This is a genomic window from Streptomyces rectiviolaceus (assembly GCF_039533825.1).
GTDB lineage: Bacteria > Actinomycetota > Actinomycetes > Streptomycetales > Streptomycetaceae > Streptomyces > Streptomyces rectiviolaceus.
The window spans coordinates 1-22,163 of the sequence record NZ_BAAAUG010000141.1 but is presented as its reverse complement, the minus strand read 5'-3'; the positions used below and the strand labels follow the sequence as shown (position 1 = coordinate 22,163).

Below are 22,163 nucleotides of genomic sequence, written 5' to 3'. Positions count from 1 at the left end.
GATAGCGGTGGTTCATGCTGCTCACCCCCCGGGTCAAGGCCTCGCGGCCGAAGACCCTTCGCATCACGACCGCGCTCCTGGCCGCGGCCACCTCCGCCACCCTCCTCGCCGCGAGCGCGCCGTCACCGGCCAGGCCGCTCGGCATCGGCGACCGGCTCTTCCCGCACCTGGGCAATCCCGGGTACGACGTCATGTCGTACGACATCGCCTTCACGTACCGCGGCGACAACAAGAAGCCGCTCGACGCCGTGACGGTGATCGACGCCCGCACGATCGCCCCGCTGCAGCGGGTCAACCTCGACTTCGCCCACGGCAAGGTCCGCTCCGTCGCCGTCAACGGCTCCCCCGCCCGCTTCGAGTCCACCGGTGAGGACCTGGTCGTCACGCCGTCGCGGCCGCTGGACCGGGGCGAACAGATGCGGATCACCGTCCGGCACACCAGTGATCCCAGGCCCACGAAGGACCGGGACGGCGGCTGGGTGCCCACGGCCGACGGGCTCGCCATGGCCAATCAGGCCGATGCCGGGCACCGCGTGTTCCCGTCCAACGACCACCCCGCCGACAAGGCACAGTTCACGTTCCGCATCACCACCCCCAAGGGGCTCACCGCGGTCGCCAACGGCCTGCCCGTCGCCACGGCGCACACCGGGTCCACCACGACCCGGGCCTTCCGCACCCGCCACCCCATGGCGACGGAACTGGCGCAGGTGTCCATCGGCCGCTCCACCGTGGTGCACCGCTCCGGGCCGCACGGCCTCCCCGTACGCGATGTGGTGCCCACCAAGGACCGCAAGGCGATGGAGCGCTGGCTGAAGAAGACGCCGGGCCAGATCGACTGGATGGAGGGGAAGGTCGGCCGCTACCCCTTCGAGACGTACGGGCTCCTGATCGCGCAGGCGCAGACCGGCTTCGAGCTCGAGACGCAGACCCTCTCGCTCTTCGAGAGGGAGCTGTTCAAGCGGCCCGAGTTCCCCGAGTGGTACGTGGACTCGATCATGGTGCATGAGCTGGCACACCAGTGGTTCGGCGACAGCGTGAGCCCGAGCTCCTGGTCCGATCTCTGGCTCAACGAAGGGCACGCCACCTGGTACGAGGCCCTCTTCGCCGAGGAGAAGTCGAAGAAGCCGCTCCAGAAGCGGATGCGGGAGGCCTACCGGCAGTCGGACGGCTGGCGCACCGCGGGCGGACCGCCGGCCGCGCCGAAGGGGCCCGCGCCGGGCCAGAAGATCAGCATCTTCCGCCCGGTCGTGTACGACGGCAGCGCTCTGGTGCTCTACGCGCTGCGCCAGGAGATCGGGCAGCGGGACTTCGACCGCCTGGAGCGGGCCTGGGTGCACACCTACCGGGACGGGAACGCGACGACCGCGGACTTCGTGCGGCTCGCTTCGGCGACCGCGGCCCGCGATCTGAGCGGATTCTTCGACGCCTGGCTGTACGGCGCGAAGACGCCGCCGATGCCGGGGCATCCGGACTGGCGTAAGGCGGCTCCCGCAGGGAAATAACCGGGAAATAACCCACGTGACGAGACGGGCCGTTCCGTGCAACCATCTTCAGGTCGGCGCCGCCGCGGGTCCGGGGAAACCCTTCGGGGTGATCTCAGGGCCCCCGCCGGCCGGCCCGGGGAATCTCGGGGCGGCCCCGAGCGTTGAGCACTATGACGAATCCCATCGACGTAAGGATCCAATGACCTCCTCTTCTTCCCCTTCCCAGGACGCGCAGAGCCTCGCGCAGAACTACCCCGAAGGTCTTCGGGCCGATGCCCTGATGGAAGAGGACGTCGCCTGGAGCCACGGACACGACGGAGAGCGGGACGGCGAACAGTTCGACCGCTCCGAGCGCGCGGCCCTGCGCCGTGTCGCCGGACTCTCCACCGAGCTCGAGGACGTCACCGAAGTCGAGTACCGACAGCTCCGTCTGGAGCGAGTGGTGCTCGTCGGCGTGTGGACCTCGGGCACAGTGCAGGACGCGGAGAACTCGGTCGCCGAGCTGGCCGCCCTCGCCGAGACGGCGGGTGCGCTCGTGCTCGACGGCGTCATCCAGCGCCGCGACAAGCCCGACCCGGCTACGTACATCGGATCCGGCAAGGCCCTGGAGCTGCGTGACATCGTCCTCGAGACCGGGGCCGACACCGTCGTCTGTGACGGTGAGCTGAGCCCTGGCCAGCTGATTCACCTCGAAGACGTCGTCAAGGTCAAGGTGGTCGACAGGACCGCCCTGATCCTGGACATCTTCGCCCAGCACGCCAAGTCCCGAGAGGGCAAGGCGCAGGTCGCGCTTGCCCAGATGCAGTACATGCTCCCGCGCCTCCGTGGCTGGGGTCAGTCGCTCTCCCGTCAGATGGGCGGCGCCGGATCCGGCGGTGGCGGCGGCATGGCGACCCGTGGTCCCGGTGAGACCAAGATCGAGACGGACCGCCGTCGGATCCGCGAGAAGATGGCGAAGATGCGCCGGGAGATCGCGGAGATGAAGACGGGCCGCGAGATCAAGCGCCAGGAGCGCAAGCGCAACAAGGTGCCCTCGGTCGCGATCGCCGGTTACACGAACGCGGGCAAGTCCTCCCTGCTCAACCGCCTCACGGGCGCGGGCGTCCTGGTGGAGAACTCCCTGTTCGCCACCCTGGACCCGACCGTGCGCCGGGCAGAGACGCCGAGCGGCCGGATCTACACCCTGGCCGACACCGTCGGGTTCGTACGGCATCTGCCGCACCACCTCGTCGAGGCGTTCCGTTCCACCATGGAAGAGGTCGGCGAGTCCGACCTGATCCTGCACGTGGTGGACGGCTCGCACCCGGTGCCGGAGGAGCAGCTGGCCGCCGTGCGCGAGGTGATCCGCGATGTGGGCGCGACCGACGTGCCCGAGATCGTGATCGTCAACAAGGCGGACGCGGCCGATCCGCTGGTCCTCCAGCGGCTGCTGCGCAACGAGAAGCACGCGATCGCGGTCTCCGCGCGCACGGGCGCGGGCATCGGAGAACTGCTCGCGCTGATCGACGCCGAACTGCCGCGGCCCGAGGTCGAGATCGAGGCTCTCGTGCCGTACACGCAGGGCCAGCTCATCTCGCGCGCACACGCCGAGGGCGAGGTGCTCTCCGAGGAGCACACCGCCGATGGCACGCTGCTCAAGGCGCGGGTGCACGAGGAACTGGCGGCGGACCTCGCGCCGTACGTCCCGGTCGCGGGCTGAACAACGCGGCTCCCGGCAGGCGCGGTTCACGCGGAACACATGACGAAGGCCCGCCCCCTCTCGTAGGGGGCGGGCCTTCGCCGCGTCATGTGCGTGGTGCGGCGGTCGCCCGCCGTACGACTACTTCCCGCCGTATGGCTACTTGGAGCCGTACTTCTTGCTCATCATGTCGTAGACCTGCTCGGCGCCCGCGCCCAGCTGCGGTCCGGCCAGCCAGGTGTTCTCGGCCGGGCCGATCGAGGTGTTCGAGACCAGCTGGGTCTTGCCACCCACCATGCGGAACCAGCCGCCGCCGGACGAACCGCCGGTCATGGTGCAGCCGATGCGGTACATCGTCGGCTGGGTGGAGGTCAGCGAGAGGCGACCCGGCTTGTCGATGCACTTGTGCATGATCTGGCCGTTGTACGGGGGAGCGGCGGGGTAGCCCCAGGCGCCCATCGAGCTCACGCTCTGCGCCGACGGAGTCGAGAAGTCGACCTTCAGCGCGTTGCCGACCGTCTCCTCGAGGGACTTGGAGCCCTGCTCCGGCTTCACGTGCATCACGGCGTAGTCGTACGGAGCACCGGCACCGCCCGAAGCGGCGCCCTCGTCGATCCACTCGGCGGAGGTCGAGACCCAGTCGGCCCAGTACTGGCCGTAGGGGGCGACTTCCTGCGGGGCGGCGTTGCTCAGCTCGGCCTCGGACTTGCCGAGGTCGTTGTAGGCCGGCACGAAGGTGATGTTGCGGTACCAGCCACCGGCGGAACCGGCGTGCACGCAGTGGCCCGCGGTCCACACGAGGTTGGACTTGCCCGGGTTGCGCGGGTCCTTCACGACCGTGCCGGAGCAGACCATCGAGCCCTCGGGGGAGTCGAAGAAGATCTTGCCGACCGGGGCGGCGTTCTCGTGGTACGGCGTCTTCTCGCGCTTGGCCTGGACCGGCGACGGCTCGGGATCGGTCGCGCCCTGGTCGGAGGGGGCGTCCTTCGCGGCGATCGTCTTGTTCGGGTCCTTGGCCTTCTTCATCCGCTCGGGCTTCCAGAGGCCCTCGATGACCGGGTTGACGAAGTCCTTCGACTCGCGGAGCCAGTCGTCCTTGTCCCAGTTCTTCCAGGCCCCGTCCTTCCACTTGTCCGGGTCGATGCCGTGGTCCTTCAGCTTGTCGGCGATGTCGCCGGGCAGCTTGGCATCGGAGCCGGTGTCGGTGTCGGACCCCTTGTCGGCACCCTGCGAGGTGTCGGCGCCGGCCTTGTCACTGGCCTTGTCGTCGCTGGGACCACAGGCCGTGGCGGTGAGTGCCAGAGTGGCGGCGAGCCCGGTGGCGGCGAGTGCGAGACGCCGCCCGCGACTGCGCGCGAAGGGCGCACGAGTGGAACGCATGCTGCTGTAACCCCCGAATTGAACGCGTGATTGCTGCAATTGCCATGTACTTGTCATGTGTGGGCGCGGAGGCTCCGGGAGCTCCCCGCCGACGCAACACCCCACTATGCCTGTGTGATTGAGGATGAATGACGGCGGGGTCGTGAAGGTTTCCGGCGACCCCGCCGTCGTACATCAGGCGTCGTGCATCAGGTGTCGTGCATCAGGTGTCGTACGCCAGGCGACTACTTGTCGGCGAACTTCTTGCTCACCGCGCCGTAGATGCCCTTGGCTTCCTTGCCCAGGCGCGGACCGGCCAGCCAGCCGGCCGTCACCGGGCCGATGGAGGTGTTGGACACCAGGGCGGGCTTGCCGTCCGAGCCCTTGGCGACCCAGCCACCGCCGGACGAACCACCGGTCATCGTGCAGCCGATGCGGTACATCGTCGGCTCGGGCTTGCTGATCGAGAGCCGGCCCGGCTTGTCGGCGCACTGGAACGCCTTCTGGCCGTCGAACGGCGGAGCGGCGGGGTAGCCGGTCGCCGTCATGTTCGCGATCTGGGGCACGGCCGGGGCGTTGAAGTCCACCGGGAGCGCCGAACCGACCTGCTCCTCGAGGGACTTGCCCTCGCTGCCCTTCTCGGGCGTCACGTGGATGGCCGCGAAGTCGTACGGCGCGCCCTTGCCGCCCGTCGGGCCACCCTGCTCGATCCACTGGTCGGAGGTCTGCGCCCAGTCACCCCACCAGACGCCGTGCGGAGCGACTTCTTCCTTGGGGGCGTTCTGCAGCTCGGCGGCCGACTTGCCGGAGTTGTTGTACGAGGGGACGAAGGCGATGTTGCGGTACCAGCCGCCCTCGGAGCCGGCGTGCACGCAGTGGCCCGCGGTCCACACCATGTTGGACTTGCCCGGGTGCGCGGGGTCCTTGACGACGGTTGCGGAGCAGACCATCGAGCCCTCGGGGCCGTCGAAGAACAGCTTGCCCGAGGCGGGGGCGCTGGCGTCGTACGGCGTCTTCAGGGCCGCCGCCTCCACCGGCTCGGGCGTCGGGTCGGTCACGCCCTGGTCACCGGAGATGTCGTTGTCGTCGACACCTCGGTCGGGGTTCTTGTCCGCGTCCCGCATGCGGTCCGAGTCCCACAGGCCGTCGATGATCGGGTTGACGTAGTCACCGGCCTCGCGGAGCCAGTCGTCCTTGTCCCAGTTCTTCCAGGCCCCGTCCCTCCACTTGTCCAGGTCGATGCCGTGCTCCTTGAGCCGGTCCTGGAGGTCGTCGGGGATCGTGACCTTGCCGTCGTCGTTGCCGCCGTTACCGTCGTTGGCGTCGTCGGCGGGCTGGGACGCGGACGGTTCGTCGCCCGCGTTGTCCTCGCTCGGGCCACAGGCCGTCGCGGTCAGAACGAGCGCCGCGCCGATGGCGACAGCGGCCGCCACAGGGGAGGTTCTGCCGCGCGCACTCCCCCCACGACGGGCGGTCTTGAGCGGGCGTATGGGTCGCATAGAGAGATTCCCCCTGGGCTTCGAGATCGATCGCATGCCGGACACCGCGTGCCGCAGGGCGCGTTGACCACCGAACTACCGTGGCGCTGCACACCCTGCTGCGGATGAACGGCACCCCACACTATGCCGGTGCCGTGGGGGACTGCCGACGGAACGGCAACGGTTTCGCTACGACCTTGCTGACCTGGGAATCATCCGGAGACGTGCCGATTTGACGTCTCCTTGTGTCGGAGCCTGTCGGTAGATGTCGGATCCCGTTGATGTCAACGGCTGATGTCAGCAGCTGCGTTGACATCAACCTCTGACCCCCCGCTTCCCGAGGGCTCTTGGTTCGCTCGGGAAGCGGGTGAGTGCGGACTTGTGTAGCCCTCGATTGGGCTCGGGCGTCGTGCCGAGCCGTCCGACATCGATTTGGCCGTGCTTGGCGTCGAGGATCCGCAGCCCCTTGACTTGACGCCTTCTAGGTCGTGTTCACCGCCCGTTGGGAACACGCCCCAGGAGATGAGGTCGGTCAGGCCGTTGGCATCCGCGTCTTCGGTGAAGCGGATGACCGGCCGTTCGACATAGGGAACGACCCGCTCAACACGAAGGGGCAGCGTGGTGTAGGTCGTGGGGTGCTCCAGCAGAGCCCGGAGCAGCTCACCCTCCCAAGAGCGCCTGGTCGCTGCCGACTGAGGTAGCAACCCAGGGCGGGTGGGGCGACCACCAGCTCGACGTGCTATGGGATGGTGACCCAGGATCTCGCCGATTTGGGCCAGTGGCTCCTAGAAGCCGAACCCCGATTGCGCAAAGGGTTGATCTGGTATGGGCCAGTCTTCACCAAGGGCGAGACGGCACTCCACTTCGAAGACATTCTGACGCGGCAACCGGGGACCCGGAGCACCCACGCTAATCGATCGGTCCATCGACTTCCTCGTGGAGAACGGCCGCGCTGTGGATCTGTCGCAGCAGAAACCACGCGCCAGCCGCGTGGTCCGGCCAGTGCTTGAAATCGATCTTCCCTTGCTCGACGGCCTCACCCTCAGTGACTTTGCACAAGTCACCAGCGAAGCGTTCGACTCCTACATCAAGTCCGCAAATTTCTACGCACTCAGCTCCACGAACTCACTGGCGCGCTGGAATCCGTCGACTCCCAGGTAGCGTTAGAACGAGTCGCGCTCACTATCAGCGACCAGGTGGACGCGGTTACCGCCGAGATGGACAGAGTTGCCCGGCCCCAGGCCCTCACCCGCGTCGGCGCCGTGCTGAGCACGACAAGTGCCGTCCTAGCCGCAGTCCGCCCCGACGCCCTCGAAAACGCACTGACCATCAGCGCCACGGCTGCAGCCGGCGCAACCGGCCTCTGGCCAACCATCCAGGCGTTTTCCGACATCAAATCCAGGCGCCCGCAAGACAAGTGGCACTACGTATGGGTCCTACAGAAGCGGGTCCCCCGTTGAGCTGCTGACACTCGGCTCACACCCGCCTAGCGGATCTGTGCCCGCATCACCCCACAACTGACTGAGCGTTACGCCCTGTCTGATGCCGTTACGTGATGATTCGAGGAGGCTGGCAGGGCCGCACTGAAGTGAGAGGTGTGCCACCAGTTCGCTGTAAGGCGCCAGAGGGCTGTTTGATCCCATTCCCTCCTGTCTGATCCCAACCCGGGCCCGCTCGTTGGTCTTTGGCCCGCTCGCCAAGCACCAGAGTGCGGACGGTATTTGCTGAGTCAGGCGTTGCAGGCATGCGTTATCTCCTACTGTGGTTGCGTGTCCTCGTCCCTTCCGCCTCCGCCCGATACCGGGCATCAGATGGCTGCTTGGTGGGAGCGGCGACACGCTCTTGGCCGCCTCCCATATTGGCTGCTTACCCGCGCCATCTGGCTGCTCACGCCGTGCGCGGGATTGTTCATCCTCAATGGGGCGTTGATGGGGTGGACGGCTGCGTATGAGGTCCTGCTTGGCATAACCTCTCCGGCTGCTGCGGACCCACAGTGGGCGGCATGGCTCTTGTCCGTGGCTGGCTGGGCCGCAATGCCCGCGCTCATCGGAGGCGCGGCCGGATACGTCATCTCCGCCCAGATCCAAAGCCATCAGAACCGTGACATCGACGAAGTAGTGGCCCAGCTCATCAACCGCAGCCGTTCGTCCTCCGACGAAGAGGAGGACGGCATGTGATCACTCTGCATGAGCTTCACCAGCAGGGCAGCAGCATCGCCGAGGCCGTCACTGCTTTCGGCGGGCTTCATCCTCACCCCCGTACGGTCGACACTGAGCACTGCGAACCGGATTGGAAGGTCGCGGAGGAGCACTTTCTTCGGATCCAGTCTCTAATTCTGCAGGAGGCTGCTGCACCAGGTGCGAGAAGCCTCCGTGAGCGAGAGCGGCGTGCGGAGAACGCCGCTACCGACGTGCTCCAGGCTCTTGCCCGGATTCTCGCCCTCGACCCCGCTGCTGGCCGGTGCCCGGTCTGTCAAACCCACAACCAGCTGCCTGCGCGCCTTTAGTCTGGAGACGTGGTGGACGACACCGAGACCCAACGACAGGCCGACGTCGTTCGTGGGCTGCTCTATCTCGCATGCCCCGGCGCCCCCACCGCCGCACTCAACGACACGGCAACTGCCATCGCCCGACGCTCCAGCGCCCCTGATGCGCCCACCCAGGCTGTTCCCGAAGCCGATCGCTTGGTGGCCGCTCGCCCGGAGTCGGACCGCCCGCGCCAACTCCAACGCGCAGCCTTGCGGGGTGCGAATCTGTACCGGGCCGCCCTACGTGAAGCAAATGTGGCTGAGGCGGATCTGTCCGGCGCTAACCTGTCCGGCGCTAACCTGTTCTGTGCGACGCTGTTCCGGGCGAATCTGGCCGATGCGGACCTGACCCGTGCGACGCTGTTCCATGCGGTTCTGGTCCGTGCGACGCTGGTCGGCGCAAACCTGACCGGTGCGACTCTGACGGGTGCGAATCTGTACCGCGCAACCCTGACCGGTGCGGACCTGACCGGTGCGGACCTGACCGGCGCGGATCTGACCGGTGCCACTTTGGTCGGCGCGAATCTGACCCGCGCAACCCTGACCGACGCAAACCTGACCGGTGCGACTCTGACGGGTGCGAATCTGTACCGCGCAACCCTGACCGGTGCGGATCTGACCGGCGCGGACCTGACTGGTGCGGATCTGACCGGTGCCACTTTGGTCGGCGCGAATCTGACCCGCGCAACCCTGACCGACGTGACGCTGGCCCGCGCGAACGTGGGGAATGCGATCCTGACGGGTGCGTCCTTGACGGCCGCTGCTCTGACTGGCGCTTCCTTGGCTGGAGCGAACCTGAACAACACAGAACTCGTTGGTGCGAACCTGGGCAGTGCAAACCTGACTGGCACGAACCTGGCTGACGCTTCCCTGGACGGTGCGAACCTGAGCAGTTCGGTCCTGATCGGTGCGATCCTGTGCGGTGCGAACTTGACCAACGCCCACGGCCTCCAACTCGCTCCCGGAATCGAGTGGAACACCGAAACGCGGTGGCCAGTCGGCTTCGACGCAGAGGTTCACGTTCGCTCCGAAGAAGTGCGGCCGGGAGTATTTCGTGTGCAAGACACCGCAGCTCCGGACCGTTTCGGTGCCAATGCTCGATAGAGATCAAGAGGCTTGTCGGAGTCCGGTCTGAGCGACTGCCGTGCGGCGAGACACTCAGGAGAAGTCGGGATCCCTGATCGCCTTCCCCTCAGGCCGGCGGCGAAATGCCCGTGGACGAGGAGCTTGAGCTCGTCGAGTCGGCACCACTGGGCTGGAAGTCGCCCCCTCCTCCTCCGCCAGGGTAGAGACGGGCCGGTTCGAGCACACTCCGATCAGCGTTACCCCGCTCAACGCTTCACTTCAGAGGAACCACACCCAATCTCGTTCCCACCTTCAACACCGCACCGCTCGACATGAGGCTGTCCTTCCATGCCCAGTTGATGCAGATGAACGGCATCACCATGCAAGGCGCCATGGGTATGTCGGCGCTCAGCGCCTTCGCGCTTGCCGCCGTGACGCGTGGCACCTCAAGGCGACTGGCCGACGGGGCTGGACTCCTTGCTGTCGCGTCCTTCCTGATTACCCGTCTCGGCAACGTCCCGATCAACGGCCGTATTAAGCAGTGGGCGGCCGCCTCGGCACCAGCCGATCACGCGGAGATCCTGGCTCGCTGGGAGGCGTTCAACTACGCACGCACGCACGCACGGCTACCGAGCTCGCCGCCTTCGTGTTGCTGATCCTTCTCGCCCTGCGCCGAAGCCGCTCTGCTCAGGAGCCAAACGGCGGATCCCAGCTCGCAGCCGCGAGGCGGTCACGTGCCGCTATCCGTACTGTGCTGGAGTTTCGCGGGCGTCGGCTGCGGATCCTGAGCGGTGGCTCCCGAGCAGTGTGGCGATGAGGACGGCGCCGAGCACGAGGAGGGCAGCGGCGATGGTGAGCGCGAGTGAGAAGCCTTCCGTCGCGGCGTGCAGTGCTTCGGCCGAGTCGGCCAGGGAGGCGTTGAGGCGGGCGGCCAAGGTGACCATGATCGCCAACCTCACTGCGCCGCCTATCTGTTGGACGGACCCGGCCGTTGCTGGGCAGCCAGGTTTTGGCAGGCGCGCTGTTCGAAGGGTTGCGTGGCAGGCGTGGAGGAGGGTGCGGTGGCGTCCGGTGGTGAGGAGCTGAGCGTCCGTGGAGAAGATACAGAACCGCAGGTGGCAGGTTCCCATCGACTCGGCTGGCGGTTGGCGACGATGGACGTCGAGGCCAGCAGGTCGAGCGCGGTCTTGGCAATCTCCAGCCAGACCTTTGTTCTGTGCAGTGTCGTACAAGAGCAGGTTTCTCTTCCCGCGGCGACCGGGGATTCGTTGCGGAGTTGGAGAACGGGGGTTACTGCAGGCACCCCTCAACTACCCTTTTTTGAGGGTGACTTGGCGAGGCTCTCAGGGGAGGGACGAGTCGGAGGAGGGCGAGTGTGCTGCTGTCATTGCCTGGTCGGGCCTTGCGCCTATGTTGGCGCAGGATTGTCCATGGCTTCATCCTGAGAGGGAACTTAGAGATTGAAGCGATGATGATGCTCGGCAGTGGCCTGCTCAAGGACATTGACCGGGAACGACGGCACGCACACGCCCCCAGGGCCCAGCAAGACCTCGCGAAGATCAGGGCCGCTGCTGAGGCAGAAAACAAGCAATTGCTGGTCACTATCCAGGCAATACGCCATGTCCCCCTCGGTGCCGAGGGGGACACTCTCGCACGCAGAGCATCCCTCGGGCTCACGGCGTACGAGGGGTGGCGCGAGGCAATGGATCGCCATCTAGAGCAGGCGCGGCAGATTCGCCTCGAAGATTCGGTGAGTACGCCCGTCTGGCGCCTTAAGTCCCTCAGGCAGGTTGTAGCCACGGTCTTTGCTGTGGGCGGCGCCACATGGCTGCTCGTAGGGGACAACGGGACGGAATGCGCGGCGGGATGGTTCCTGATGACGTGTTCAGCCGCGCTGCTTGCGGCCCTTGCGTTCGGCGATGGCTGCTTCATGACCGTTGTCGGGACGGCGACGCTGACTCTCGTAGCCTGGAAAGGCCGGAGCATCGGTGACTGGGCTGATGACACGCGTCCGTGGCCGGTGGTGGGCTCCTTGCTGCTGATCTGCGTCCTTGGGGTGCTGGCAGAGCGTCGGGTGCCGCAGGAGCCCCCATGGCGGAGGGCGCGAGAGCGCCAACGCAACCCCCATGCTTGGTGAGCGTGAGGGGACGGTGCGTCGTGTCTCGTCGGGCGCCGCGTATCCCAGTCCGTGGGACGAGCATCTAGGTTGCCTCAGCCTCCAGCAAGCCGAGCGCGGTGGCGAGTGCCAGTGACTCGCCGATCTCGAAGGCCACCCCTTCTGCGGCTGCCCGGCTGCGGTTTCCTGGGAGGCGCCGGCGTTTCCTTCCGGGACGGGCCAGGAGCGGGTGCTCGTGCAGCGCATACACGGATGCCAGCAAGAGCCAGCCGCCGGACGCGCACGAGTAGGGGACAGCTTTCTCCGCGGCTAGGCCGCGTACCATTTCAGCCTGCGCTGCGCGTACTTCTCGTAGCCTCTGGCGGGTGGAGAAGTAGCCTCCGAGAAGGCGATTCACCTGCCTGGTTGCTGTGTCCTTCACGATGCTCAGTTCCTCTGAGGGGGACAGGGTGCCAGAGTGCACGTGGTCCATATCCGCGCGGCTCTGCGGGCTTGGCGGCGTGCGTTGCGCATCGAGTTCATACCAGATCGGATAGAGATATGCGCTGGTCAGTATCGCGCTAGCGAGGTGTTGGCGGGTTTGTGGCTCAAGGGTGGGCACAAGGGCGGGGATCGTGGCCAGTTGGTTGAAGATGCCGGCGATGAGCCAGGGCGCGGCGCCCTGGGCTCCTGGGAGCAGGGTGTTCACGGTCTGGGTGAGCTCCTCGCGCAGTGCTCTCATGTCGTGGACAAGAGGCGGGTGGGGTATACCGCGCCCGGCGAGGAAGTCCTCAGGGGAGGGTCCACCTCCGCCTGCGTCGATCAGAACGCCACGGACGAGCTCGCCCAAAGTTTCGTGCCCGCTGAGATCATCGCCAGGCGAGCCCAGCTGGTCGGTCCAATCACCGGGCATCACATCAGCCCCCATTCATTACCCGTGCAACCGGTTTTTCCATTCGTGGATCCGCGAGTGGCTCGACTGTATTGGGGTGGAGAATGCTATGGCAATTAGCCCTGCTTTGGGGGGCCTTGATGACTGTTGGGCCCTGGCTGATCAGGGGGCGCCATCCGCCCCTGCACATCCGTGCCGGCGGGAGTCTCGCTGGATGCATGATGATGGCTTCGGCATTGCAAGAGCTCGCCCGGAGTGATGCTCCAATGTGGGCCACCGTCACCGTGTTGGCCTCTCTCCCTCCTGCTGCGGCACTCGCGTATTGGCGCTACCGCCGAGGGCAGCTACTGAGCGTCGGCGTTGCATGGAGTGAACGAGCCAGAATCGCTGAAGCGATCGACCTGGGCGCGCAAGGGGAGCAGCTGCTTGCCGATTTCGACCATAAGCGGGACGCGGCAGCGCTGAGTGTCGGAATCGATCGGCTGGGCAAGGCGGTCGAGCACTCCCACGGCAGCCGGCACCAGGCGGGCCTTGCGGTGTCGCTGGTGATGGCACTCGTAGGCAGATACGACCGGTTGCGTAATCCCGATGACCTGGACCGGGCCATCGATGTCGCGCAACGCGCAGTTGAGAACACCTCGCATGACGTACCAGAGAGAGCACGCCTCCTAGTCGCACTCGGCCACGGCCTGCAAGTGCGTTACGGTCACGTCGGCGACTACGCCGACCTGCAACGGGCCCTCGAAGCCGGTCGGGCAGCGGCCAGGGCCGCGCCCTCAGGGCACGAGTTCCGACCGACTTGCCTTGAAATCTTGAGCAATATCCTGGCGGACTGCTTCGAACGCGACGGCAACCCCTCCGACCGAGATGAAGCCATCAGGCTGGGCCAGGAGATCCTGGCCACCGTGCCCCGGCGCAGCGACGAAGGGATCGCAGCCCTGCTCGCTCTGGGCTCCTGGATTCTTCAGACCAATGAGCGCGGCAGTTTGCTTGCCATCGACCAGGCTGTGGACTACGGGCGGCGCGCGGTCAAGGCGGCGCCTGCCAAACACCCGCAGGGCTACTCGGCCCACCGCCAGCTGTCGCTGGCATTGCGTGCCCGATACGAACGGCGCGGCGATACAGAGGACCTTGACGGCGCCATCCGCCAAGCGGAACTTGCGGTGCGCGGGCTTGCGCCGGACGACGCACTACGGATCCGAGGACAGTTGGCATTAGCGGAGGCACTTGGCCACCGCTACGAGCGCTTCCGCCAGCGTGCCGACCTGAAACGGGCGATCGCTGAGGCGCAGGCTGCGACGCTCCACACGGCGGCCGAGGCGCCGCTCCGCGTCGTAGCCTGGCTTACCGCCGGGAAGATTGCGATGGACCATCGCGAATACGACACGGCAGTGAAAGCCGTTGAATCAGCCGTCGCACTGCTGCCGCACGTCGCCGGCCGGGAACTGACCGCCCAGGACCAGGAACACCGTCTCGGCAAGTGGAACGGAGTCGCTTCCCTTGCCGCCTCTTGCGCACTGGCGGCGAACGCGCCGGACCAGGCCCTGCGTCTACTCGAGGGCGGACGCGGCATCTTACTCACCCGAGCTCTCTCCACACCCTCCGACCTGACAGAACTCCGCAGCCAACTCCCCGATCTCGCGACTGAATTGAGTCAGGCCGCGGACACCCTTGACACTGGCACCGCACTGTCACAGCGCCGACGGCAACGCGAGACGCACGAGGGCGTACTCGAACGCATCCGAGCGCACGAAGGCTTCGAGGCTTTTGCCCGCCCGCCCTCCATCGACGACCTGCTGTCACACGCCGCGCAGGGCCCGGTGGTCTATCTCCTTAGCGCCCCCGAGCGGGGGTATGCGATTTTACTGACGGTCGACGGAGTGCGTACGGTGCCGCTGCCAGGGGCCTCATCGGAGGCTGTCGTAGAGCGGGTGGCCACCCTGCTGGAGGCCGTCGCTCCCAATCGGGTACTTGACAGGGATGCCCAGCCCGCCGTGCACGAGGTGCTCGCCTGGCTCTGGGACGCCGTTGCTGAGCCCATCCTCAAGTCCCTCTCCCTTCCCGACAGCATCGCTGGGCAGTTGCCGCGCGTGTGGTGGGTACCGACCGGGATGTTTACCTTCCTCCCAGTCCACGCAGCCGGCCACCATCGTGCCGCCCCTACCCATTCCCGCCCCGAGACAGTACTGGACCGGGTCACTTCCTCGTACGTGCCAACAGTGCGCACCCTCGCGGCGGTTCGCTCCGCCACGCAGTCCGGGTCAGGCGGGCACCCTCATCCGCTCGTCGTCGCACTCCCCGAGACGCCAGGCGCGAATGAACTACGCAACGCCACTCGTGAAGCCCGCCTCATCAGCTCTCTGTTCCCCACGGCCCGCGTACTCGTACGCGAACAGGCCACACGCGGACGGGTGGAGGCTGAGCTCACGGGCAGATCTTGGGTTCACTTTGCTTGCCACGGCCACACGGACACCGAGTCGCCTTCTCGTAGCAGGCTCCTCCTCCACGACCACGAGCATCGCCCCTTCACCGTCGCCGACGTGTCTGCTCTGCAGCAGGGCCTCAGAGCAGGGAGAGAGCTGCAGCAGCGGGTGCGCGCGCCTGAGATGGCGTATCTGTCCACATGTGACTCGGCGCGGACTTCGCCACGCCTGGCCGACGAATCCCTCCACCTCGCCGCCGCCTTCCAACTGGCCGGCTTCCCCCAAGTGGTAGCCGCCCTGTGGCCTCTGGCCGACGAAGCTGCGTACTCCTTCGCCGAGGACTTCTACCGCCACATCCACGCCACCCACACGCCGGGTGCCCGACTCGACGCCGCGACCGCCGTTCGCCATGCGACGCTGAAAGCCCGCGCGAGCTTCCCGAGCCTGCCAGCCGTGTGGGCGGGACACGTCCACTTCGGTGCGTAGGCGAGGCTGGCGAGTTGGGTCAGTCTCCGTGCGGTGGCGCCGCCTCGTCCCTGTCACCGTCAGCTTCCGGTGCGTCGGCGGGCCCACTACCGGGCGAAGCGCTCGCGCGTCCGGCGGGCGCCCGTGTGGGTTCCACCACCTGGGTCCGCGGAGAGTAGCCGCGGATCTCAGCAGACCCCTGCAGCAGTCTCCGCTCAGCAGGGGTCAACTCCGGCTGTCGTTCGTCGGACTCGTCTGCCATGAAAGGCTTCCTCCTTGCGCTGTCACTTCTCCGGCTCAGCTGCCGACTGTCTGGCGCCCCTCGGGCGTATCGCGCTCGCCGGTTCGCACATCCGCTGCGCCATCACGTGGTGCGGGCACAACCTCAGGTGCCGAAGCCGGTGGATCGACCATCTCCACGATGTCTACGTCCGCACCACGCACATGCAGCCCAGCAGTTCCCTCGACGCGCTCGGTGAAGCTGCCGTCATCGCGCATCCGCCACGCCGACTCCAAGTGCAGCTCGCGCGGTTGCGGATAGGAGGTGGCGTACGACTTGTTCCCGTACCACCCGCCCACCCAGGTGCCGTCCCGGAGCCGGAGTCGGACAAAGCACGGGCGGCGGTCACGGAAGATGTGATCCCAGGCCGAAGGGGTCCCCTGGTAGCGGGCGCGCAGCTGACGGCGTTGCCTCAGCGAGAGGGCGGCGGCTGCCGCCGCAGGTACGGCGACAAACAGTGCGAGCCCGACGAGACCCACCAGCCGGAGTCGCTCGTCTGGCACGTCTCCGTGCAGCAGCCCGCCCTGCCCAACCCGTACAAGCCGCAGCACTTCGGGCCCGACGGCCACCAGGTACGCCGTGTCCAACACTACGGAGGCAACCAGTGCACGCAGTATCCGCTCACTCAGCGTGCGCTCCTGGGGAATGGGGCCACGCCAGCGTTCCCGGAGGAACTGATAGACGGCTCCGGGGAGGACGAACAAGATCAGTACGGCGAGCTGGAACGTTGTGGAGGGAGCCTGCGTCATCCGCTGCAACCCTTCGCCCCGTCACGGTTGTGGCCCACATTCCAGCGTAGGCGTGCTTGTCTGCCTTCGCGGGGAGTTTGGTACAGGTAGTCGAACGCCCGCCTTTGATTGTGGATCCGGCGCTGGCGTTGGTCCAGCGGCCGGCCCAGGCGCCGGTCGGCGTCGACAGGGTCGGTGAACTGCGCGGTGTCGCCGCTGATGAACCCGGTATTTCGGCTGATGGCGAAGCGGTACACCCTCCATCCGCGACTGTCTGCGGTCCCGCCGGGCATCCGGAAGCTCGCCTGCTGGATGATGAGGCACCCCGACCGTCTGCGGGACGAGGACCGGAACCAATTCGCAGGTGCCCTCGCTCGCTCGCGCCGAACGCAGACCGTCGGGCAGACGGACCCAGATCTGGCGGACGCTGTCGGGGCTGCACCGTCAGAGCGTGTCGCAGTAACAGCTCGACAGTGGGGCGACGAACACCGCCAGCCACTCCTGGACGTGCCCTCTGCGCTGTCCGAGCCTGTGTCTGAGTCCAGGAAATGCCCACCGTCCTCTGCCGTCGGTCTACGGCAACCCGCCGCCGGCAAGTGACGGAACCAAGCTGATGTCGTCATTGGATGTCAAATGTGCTGCACCTGGGCGTCTCTCGGAACGGCAACGGTTTCGCTACGACCTTGCTGACCTGGGAATCATCCGGAGACGTGCCGATTTGACCAGCCCCCCGCCCCCTGCGCCGCGCCTCCGACGTGGCGACGTCCCCTATGAATTACTCATACCGAACACCCGCGATCTTTCATGAGCTCCTCGTGGCCGGATACCTGTGGCCGCGCACCGCCCCGTGCCACTGTCAGGGCAGCGAGTGAAAGGAGCGGGGGAGATGTTGATCGGAGTTCTTGGGCCCTTGGTGTCCAGTGTGGGTGAGACATCGATCGTGCCGAGCGCCGCCAAACCGCGGCAGCTTCTCGCCCTGCTCGGGGCCAACCTGGGCAGGCCCGTCGGCATGGGGGAGATCGTCGAGGAACTGTGGGACGACGCGCCGCCGCGTGGGCCGTCCGGAGTGGTGCAGACCTATGTGAAGCAGCTGCGCAGGTCCATCGCCGTGGCGCTCGCGCCGGGGCTCGGCTGCGGGGCGAAGGACATCCTGCGTCTCGCGAACACCGGCTATCGGCTTGAACTGCCCGGCGTCACGGCCGAGGCGCACGAGTTCGAGGAGCGCGCCAGGGCCGGGACGCGAGCGCTGGCGGAGGGCGAGGACGAAGCGGCCTCGGTGCTGCTCGGAGAGGCGCTGTCCCTGTGGCGCGGTGTCGCCTTCGCCGATGTGCGGACCGGGCCCTTCCTGCGTGCCGAGGCGCTGCGCCTGGAGGAGCTGCGGATCGCCGCACAGGAGAACCGCATCACCGCCGAGCTGCGCCTGGGCCATCACGCCGGACTCGTCAGTGAACTCACCGCGCTCACCAGCAGGTTGCCGTTCCACGAGAATCTGCACGGCCAGCTGATCCTGGCCCTCTACCGGTCCGGCAGAACCACCGAGGCGCTCGAAGTGTTCCGCAGGCTGCGCGAGGCGTACGCGCGTGAGCTGGGCATCGAGCCGTCGCCACGGCTCCAGCGGCTCCACCGGTCCGTCCTTGCCGCCGACCCGGGTCTTGACTCCAAAGCCCCGAATTTTGCCGCCTTTTAGTCACTGCCTCCACGCTGGTGCTCGTGCCGGCCGGGGGCTCGCTCCACCGTGAGCGTCGCGCGCCCTCCCGGTCGGGCAGGTGTGCCACCCGCGCCCGCACAACGGGGGCCGGGCCGCACACCGCCCGTCCGGTCGGTCGTCGGAACCGCGCGTGCGGCGGGCACCGGCCGGCACACCGATCCGGACGAGCGAGGCGGAGCCCGATGACCCGTTATCTGTCCACGAACCGAGTCGACGCCCCCGAAAGCGGCAGGCTGCGCGTGTTCTGCTTCCCCTACGCGGGTGGCGGCGCCTCCGCGTACGCCCGCTGGCAGCGTGGCCTTGACGCGCACGGTGCGGGCGTCGAGGTCCTTCCCGTCCAACTCCCGGGCCGCGAGGGCCGGGCGAGCGAGCCGCGGTTCACCGACCTCGACGCGCTGGTCGACGACCTGGACGCGCAGCTCGACGACGACCTGGACGCGCCGCACGCCTTCTACGGCCACAGCATGGGCGCTCTCATCGCCTACGCCCTGGCCCATCAACGGCAACGGCGCGGCGCCCCCCTGCCCGAGGCGCTCGTCCTGAGCTCCTATCGCGCCCCCCATCTGCCCGCCCCCAACATCGCCGCACCGGACGCCAGCGACGAGGAACTCCTGGCGAGCCTCGCGGACCTGGGCGGCATCCCCAGCGTCCTGCTCAACCACCCGGACTTCCTGTCGGCGCTCCTTCCCGTCGCCCGCGACGACCTGCTGCTGTGCACCGGGAACGCCGCGAGCGTGGACACCGAGCCCATCCAGGTGCCGATGTACCTGTTCGCGGGCAAGCGTGACCGGCTCGTCTCCGTCGCCGAGGTCGTCACCTGGCGACGGCACGCCGGACGCGGCTGCGAGGTCCGCACCATGCCGGGCGGGCACTTCTTCATCCGCGCGCACGAGGACACCCTCCTGCGCGAACTCGCCTCCGTACTGCGCCGCCACGCGGCCGTCCCCGCGCTCGCGGGTGCACTGAGCGCCTGAGACGGGGAGAGACGACGATGAGTCACCAAGAGACCTTCACCCGGCGTGTGGTGGACAACGCCGCCGCCAACAGCGAGCGGGAGGCCCTCCTCTATCTGCGCGGCGGCGCCGACGGCGGCCCGCTGATACCGGAGCGACTGCTGTACGGGGAACTCGACCGCCGCGCCAAGGGCATCGCGTCCTGGATCCAGGAGCGGGGCTTCGCGGGGCGGCAGATCCTGCTCCTCGAACCTCCAGGCACGCCGTTCGTCGCGGCCTTCGTCGGTTGTCTCTACGCGGGCGCGACCGCCGTCCCCGCACCGCTGCCGACGGGCCACCAGCGGCACTTCAGCCGCCTGTCACGGATCGCCGCCGACGCGCGGGTCGCGGCGGTGCTCACCAGCTCCGAGCATGCGCCCGAGGTCGAGGCCTGGCTCGCGGCCACCGGTTTCACCGACGTGGTGTGCCTGGCCACGGACACCGACCCGGTGGGCGATCCGGGCGCCTGGCGTGAGCCCGCCGTGCGCCCCGATGACCTCGCCTTCCTGCAGTACACCTCCGGGTCCACCAGCGCGCCGAAGGGCGTCATGGTCTCGCACGCCAACCTCATGGCCAACGAGGCGGCCATCCAGCGCACCCTAGGCTCGAACGCCGGGACCCGCATGGGCAGTTGGCTGCCGATGTACCACGACATGGGCCTGATAGGGCATCTGCTGCACCCGCTGTGGCTGGGCACCGGCTCCGTACTGATGGCGCCGGAGACCTTCCTCCAACGGCCCGTCGGCTGGCTGGAGATGGTCTCCGACCACGGGGTGACCATGGGAGGCGGCCCCAACTTCGCGTACGACATGTGCGTACGCCGGGTCAAGGACGCGGACATCGACCGGCTCGACCTGTCCCACTGGGAGCAGGCGTGCAACGGCGCGGAGCCCCTGCGCGCGGAGACGATCGAGGCCTTCACGGCACGGTTCGCGCGTGCCGGATTCCGGCCGGAGGCGTTCTTCCCCTGCTACGGCATGGCGGAGACGACCCTCCTCGTCTCGGGTACGCCGCTGGGGAAGGCCCCCGTCACCCGCGCCGTCGACACGGCGGCCCTGGAGCTCGGCAGCCTCGAAGCGGCGGGACGAGGGCCACAGCGGCGCCTTGTCAGCTCGGGACGGGTGAGCGCGGAGGACTTCGACGTACGCATAGTCGACCCGGCGACCCGCCGGCCGCTGCCGGACGGCGAAGTCGGCGAGATCTGGCTGCGCGGGCCCAGCGTCGCCCGCGGCTACTGGGACAACTCGGACGCGACAGCCGAGGCGTTCCGCGCCGCTCTGCACGGCGAGCGTGAGGGCGGCTGGCTGCGCACCGGGGACCTGGCGGCCCTGCACGAGGGCGAGTTGTACGTGACCGGCAGGCTCAAGGAGATGGTGCTGGTCAACGGGCGGAACATCTATCCGCACGACGTGGAGGCCGCCGTCCGTAAGGCCGCCCCCGTCCTGGGCACGGGCGCCGCGTTCGCGGTCGCGTCGGCCCGCGACGGACGCGACCGCCTCGTCCTGGTGCAGGAGGTCAGGGACCGCGGGGCGGACGTCGACCACCAGGATCTGCTCGCGCGCGTACGCCGCGTGGTGAGCGACGAGTTCGGGGTGGCCGCAGGCACGGTCCTGCTCGTGGCGCCCGGGACGGTGGGCCGCACCACGAGCGGCAAGATTCAGCGGACGCTGATGCGCACCCGGTTCCTCGCGGGCGCCCTTGATCCCGTACACGCGGTGGTGGAAGCGGAGTTCGCCGAGCTGGTCGCGGGAGCGCGTACCGCAGGGGCCTGAGACCTGACGGCGAAGGGTGGCACCCCGGAGCGGGGTGCCACCCTTCAACACTGCCTGTCACACGGTCACTTCGTCAGAAGCCACCAGACCCGGTCATAGGCGAGGACGTGGTAGACGACGAGGGTGATGAGGAACCAGCGGGCGGTCCTGCGGATCTCCAGCTGGTAGAGGGCCGCGACCGCCCCGAAGAACACGGCGAGTTCGAGGATCAGGCGCAGGGGTCCGGGTGTCTCGTAGTCGGTCTCGCCGGAGCGTGACTCGTCGCCCGAGACGGCGAAGGCACCCCAGGCCCAGCCGACGAACACGGGTAACGCGACGACGGTGAGCCAGCGCCATGGGGACGGTGTCCTGCGCCACGCCCACAGACCGAAGCACACGAGGGCGAACAGCTCGAACAGGAAGCGGAACAGGAGCATGGCCGGGTTGTAGGCCAGGGCGATGGTGTTCAATTCGTCTCCTCGGCAGTCTTCTTGAGTGCCCACAGCCAGTCGTGGAGCACCTGCTCCAGGCGCTCACTGCTGTAGTAGAGAGCCAGCAGGGGGCCGCCGATGGACTCCTCCGAGTACACCTCAGTACCACCGTCCGGCAGTCGTGTCAGGCGGAAGCGGTGCACGGCCCTGGTGCCGGCGAGCAGCCCTGTCCAGCACAGCTCGTGTTCCGGATCGACCACGGCCATCGTCGACTTGATGGACATCCCGTTGAGCTTCCACCGGAACTCCGTGCCGGGCCTGGGTGCGCCGGGCTCTCCCGCGCGCATGCGCGTGACACCGGGCACCCACGACGGCCAGTTGTCAAGATCGCTCAGCAGTCGCCACACCACGCCCGGCGGAGCCGCGACCCCGATCCGGCACGTGGCGACCACCGGCGCATCGGCGTCGACGAGACCGCCCTTCGCGTACCGCTCCCGAAGGGTGCGCAGCGGTGGGCCGACGTACAACGCCCTGCGCAGCAAGGAGTGTTCGGTCACGGTCATGGTCAGGCACCTCCGTGGGCCGGGGCGGCCCGATCGTCGGGAAGGTCGTCGGCAAGGTCGTCGGACCGGTCCTCGGGAGATTCGGCGGCTCGGCTTTCGCCGATGTCGTCCGCGCGTGCGCCGGGCAGCAGGAACGCCGCGAGCACCGCACCCGCCGCGACCACACCGGCCGCGACGCGGAACGCGGAACCGGACGCGCCGTCGAGCGCGCCGCGCACCGCGGGATCGTGCGCCGAGGCGTGCG

20 protein-coding genes are annotated in these 22,163 nt (G+C 67.8%); 11 read left to right on the top strand and 9 right to left on the bottom strand.

What is annotated here, in order from left to right:
* The first annotated feature begins 14 nt into the window (after nt 1-14).
* Both ABD378_RS33030 and hflX read left to right on the top strand, forming a co-directional pair.
* Nucleotides 15-1,502: a M1 family metallopeptidase gene (locus ABD378_RS33030; protein WP_344526983.1), complete on the top strand. Its 1,488-nt coding sequence runs from the start codon at nt 15-17 to the stop codon at nt 1,500-1,502.
* Between the two features lie 181 nt (nt 1,503-1,683).
* Nucleotides 1,684-3,183, top strand: a complete 1,500-nt coding sequence (gene hflX, locus ABD378_RS33025) for a GTPase HflX (RefSeq protein ID WP_344526981.1) — start codon at nt 1,684-1,686, stop codon at nt 3,181-3,183.
* Nucleotides 3,184-3,321: 138 nt separating this feature from the next.
* On the opposite strand, the gene ABD378_RS33020 is transcribed toward hflX, so the two are convergent.
* Entirely contained in the window at nt 3,322-4,542 is a 1,221-nt protein-coding gene (locus tag ABD378_RS33020; protein WP_344526979.1) for a trypsin-like serine peptidase, read from the bottom strand.
* Nucleotides 4,543-4,766: 224 nt separating this feature from the next.
* Complete coding sequence (locus ABD378_RS33015) at nt 4,767-6,020, bottom strand: trypsin-like serine peptidase (protein WP_344526977.1); 1,254 nt, start codon at nt 6,018-6,020, stop codon at nt 4,767-4,769.
* A 915-nt stretch (nt 6,021-6,935) separates the two neighbouring features.
* Here ABD378_RS33015 and ABD378_RS33010 point away from each other — a divergent pair.
* From ABD378_RS33010 to ABD378_RS32995, 4 genes are all read left to right on the top strand, one after another.
* Nucleotides 6,936-7,160, top strand: coding sequence for a hypothetical protein (locus ABD378_RS33010; RefSeq protein ID WP_344526975.1), 225 nt, complete (start codon nt 6,936-6,938; stop codon nt 7,158-7,160).
* A 650-nt stretch (nt 7,161-7,810) separates the two neighbouring features.
* Complete coding sequence (locus tag ABD378_RS33005; protein ID WP_344526973.1) at nt 7,811-8,176, top strand: DUF6313 family protein; 366 nt, start codon at nt 7,811-7,813, stop codon at nt 8,174-8,176.
* A gap of 338 nt (nt 8,177-8,514) precedes the next feature.
* Entirely contained in the window at nt 8,515-9,630 is a 1,116-nt protein-coding gene (locus tag ABD378_RS33000) for a pentapeptide repeat-containing protein (RefSeq protein ID WP_344526971.1), read from the top strand.
* 293 nt (nt 9,631-9,923) lie between these two features.
* A complete protein-coding gene (locus ABD378_RS32995) occupies nt 9,924-10,247 on the top strand; it encodes an anthrone oxygenase family protein (protein ID WP_344526969.1) in 324 nt (107 codons plus the stop codon).
* A gap of 84 nt (nt 10,248-10,331) precedes the next feature.
* Here ABD378_RS32995 and ABD378_RS32990 read toward each other — a convergent pair whose 3' ends face one another.
* Nucleotides 10,332-10,535, bottom strand: a complete 204-nt coding sequence (locus tag ABD378_RS32990) for a hypothetical protein (RefSeq protein ID WP_344526967.1) — start codon at nt 10,533-10,535, stop codon at nt 10,332-10,334.
* Nucleotides 10,536-10,966: 431 nt separating this feature from the next.
* Between ABD378_RS32990 and ABD378_RS32985 the strand changes: the two genes are divergently transcribed.
* On the top strand, nt 10,967-11,728 hold the full coding sequence (locus ABD378_RS32985; RefSeq protein WP_344526965.1) for a hypothetical protein: 762 nt from the start codon (nt 10,967-10,969) through the stop codon (nt 11,726-11,728).
* Between the two features lie 64 nt (nt 11,729-11,792).
* Here the strand turns inward: ABD378_RS32985 and ABD378_RS32980 are convergent, their stop codons facing one another.
* Entirely contained in the window at nt 11,793-12,428 is a 636-nt protein-coding gene (locus tag ABD378_RS32980; protein WP_344526963.1) for a hypothetical protein, read from the bottom strand.
* A gap of 416 nt (nt 12,429-12,844) precedes the next feature.
* Here ABD378_RS32980 and ABD378_RS32975 point away from each other — a divergent pair, with 416 nt between their 5' ends.
* The gene (locus tag ABD378_RS32975) at nt 12,845-15,487 is read left to right on the top strand and encodes a CHAT domain-containing protein (protein WP_344526961.1); all 2,643 of its coding nucleotides are present in this window, start codon (nt 12,845-12,847) and stop codon (nt 15,485-15,487) included.
* 276 nt (nt 15,488-15,763) lie between these two features.
* Here ABD378_RS32975 and ABD378_RS32970 read toward each other — a convergent pair whose 3' ends face one another.
* Both ABD378_RS32970 and ABD378_RS32965 read right to left on the bottom strand, forming a co-directional pair.
* Nucleotides 15,764-16,495, bottom strand: a complete 732-nt coding sequence (locus ABD378_RS32970) for a DUF6338 family protein (protein ID WP_344526959.1) — start codon at nt 16,493-16,495, stop codon at nt 15,764-15,766.
* Nucleotides 16,492-16,731 (bottom strand): hypothetical protein, encoded by a 240-nt coding sequence (locus tag ABD378_RS32965; protein ID WP_344526957.1) that lies wholly within the window; start codon nt 16,729-16,731, stop codon nt 16,492-16,494. Before ABD378_RS32965 ends, ABD378_RS32970 begins: the two co-directional genes overlap by 4 nt.
* A gap of 665 nt (nt 16,732-17,396) precedes the next feature.
* Between ABD378_RS32965 and ABD378_RS32960 the strand changes: the two genes are divergently transcribed.
* The 3 genes from ABD378_RS32960 to ABD378_RS32950 all read left to right on the top strand — a co-directional run bounded on the left by ABD378_RS32960 (nt 17,397) and on the right by ABD378_RS32950 (nt 20,946).
* Nucleotides 17,397-18,161, top strand: coding sequence for an AfsR/SARP family transcriptional regulator (locus ABD378_RS32960; protein ID WP_344526955.1), 765 nt, complete (start codon nt 17,397-17,399; stop codon nt 18,159-18,161).
* Between the two features lie 203 nt (nt 18,162-18,364).
* Entirely contained in the window at nt 18,365-19,156 is a 792-nt protein-coding gene (locus ABD378_RS32955; RefSeq protein ID WP_344526953.1) for a thioesterase II family protein, read from the top strand.
* Between the two features lie 17 nt (nt 19,157-19,173).
* Nucleotides 19,174-20,946 carry a fatty acyl-AMP ligase gene (locus ABD378_RS32950; RefSeq protein WP_344526951.1) on the top strand — a complete coding sequence of 591 codons (1,773 nt, stop codon included), beginning with the start codon at nt 19,174-19,176 and terminating at the stop codon, nt 20,944-20,946.
* 65 nt (nt 20,947-21,011) lie between these two features.
* Here the strand turns inward: ABD378_RS32950 and ABD378_RS32945 are convergent, their stop codons facing one another.
* The 3 genes from ABD378_RS32945 to ABD378_RS32935 all read right to left on the bottom strand — a co-directional run.
* On the bottom strand, nt 21,012-21,395 hold the full coding sequence (locus tag ABD378_RS32945) for a YrdB family protein (RefSeq protein ID WP_344526949.1): 384 nt from the start codon (nt 21,393-21,395) through the stop codon (nt 21,012-21,014).
* Nucleotides 21,392-21,919: an SRPBCC family protein gene (locus ABD378_RS32940; RefSeq protein WP_344526947.1), complete on the bottom strand. Its 528-nt coding sequence runs from the start codon at nt 21,917-21,919 to the stop codon at nt 21,392-21,394. Before ABD378_RS32940 ends, ABD378_RS32945 begins: the two co-directional genes overlap by 4 nt.
* Before the next feature lie 2 nt (nt 21,920-21,921).
* Nucleotides 21,922-22,163: hypothetical protein (locus tag ABD378_RS32935; RefSeq protein WP_425583909.1), on the bottom strand; the 242-nt coding region annotated here is incomplete at its 5' end.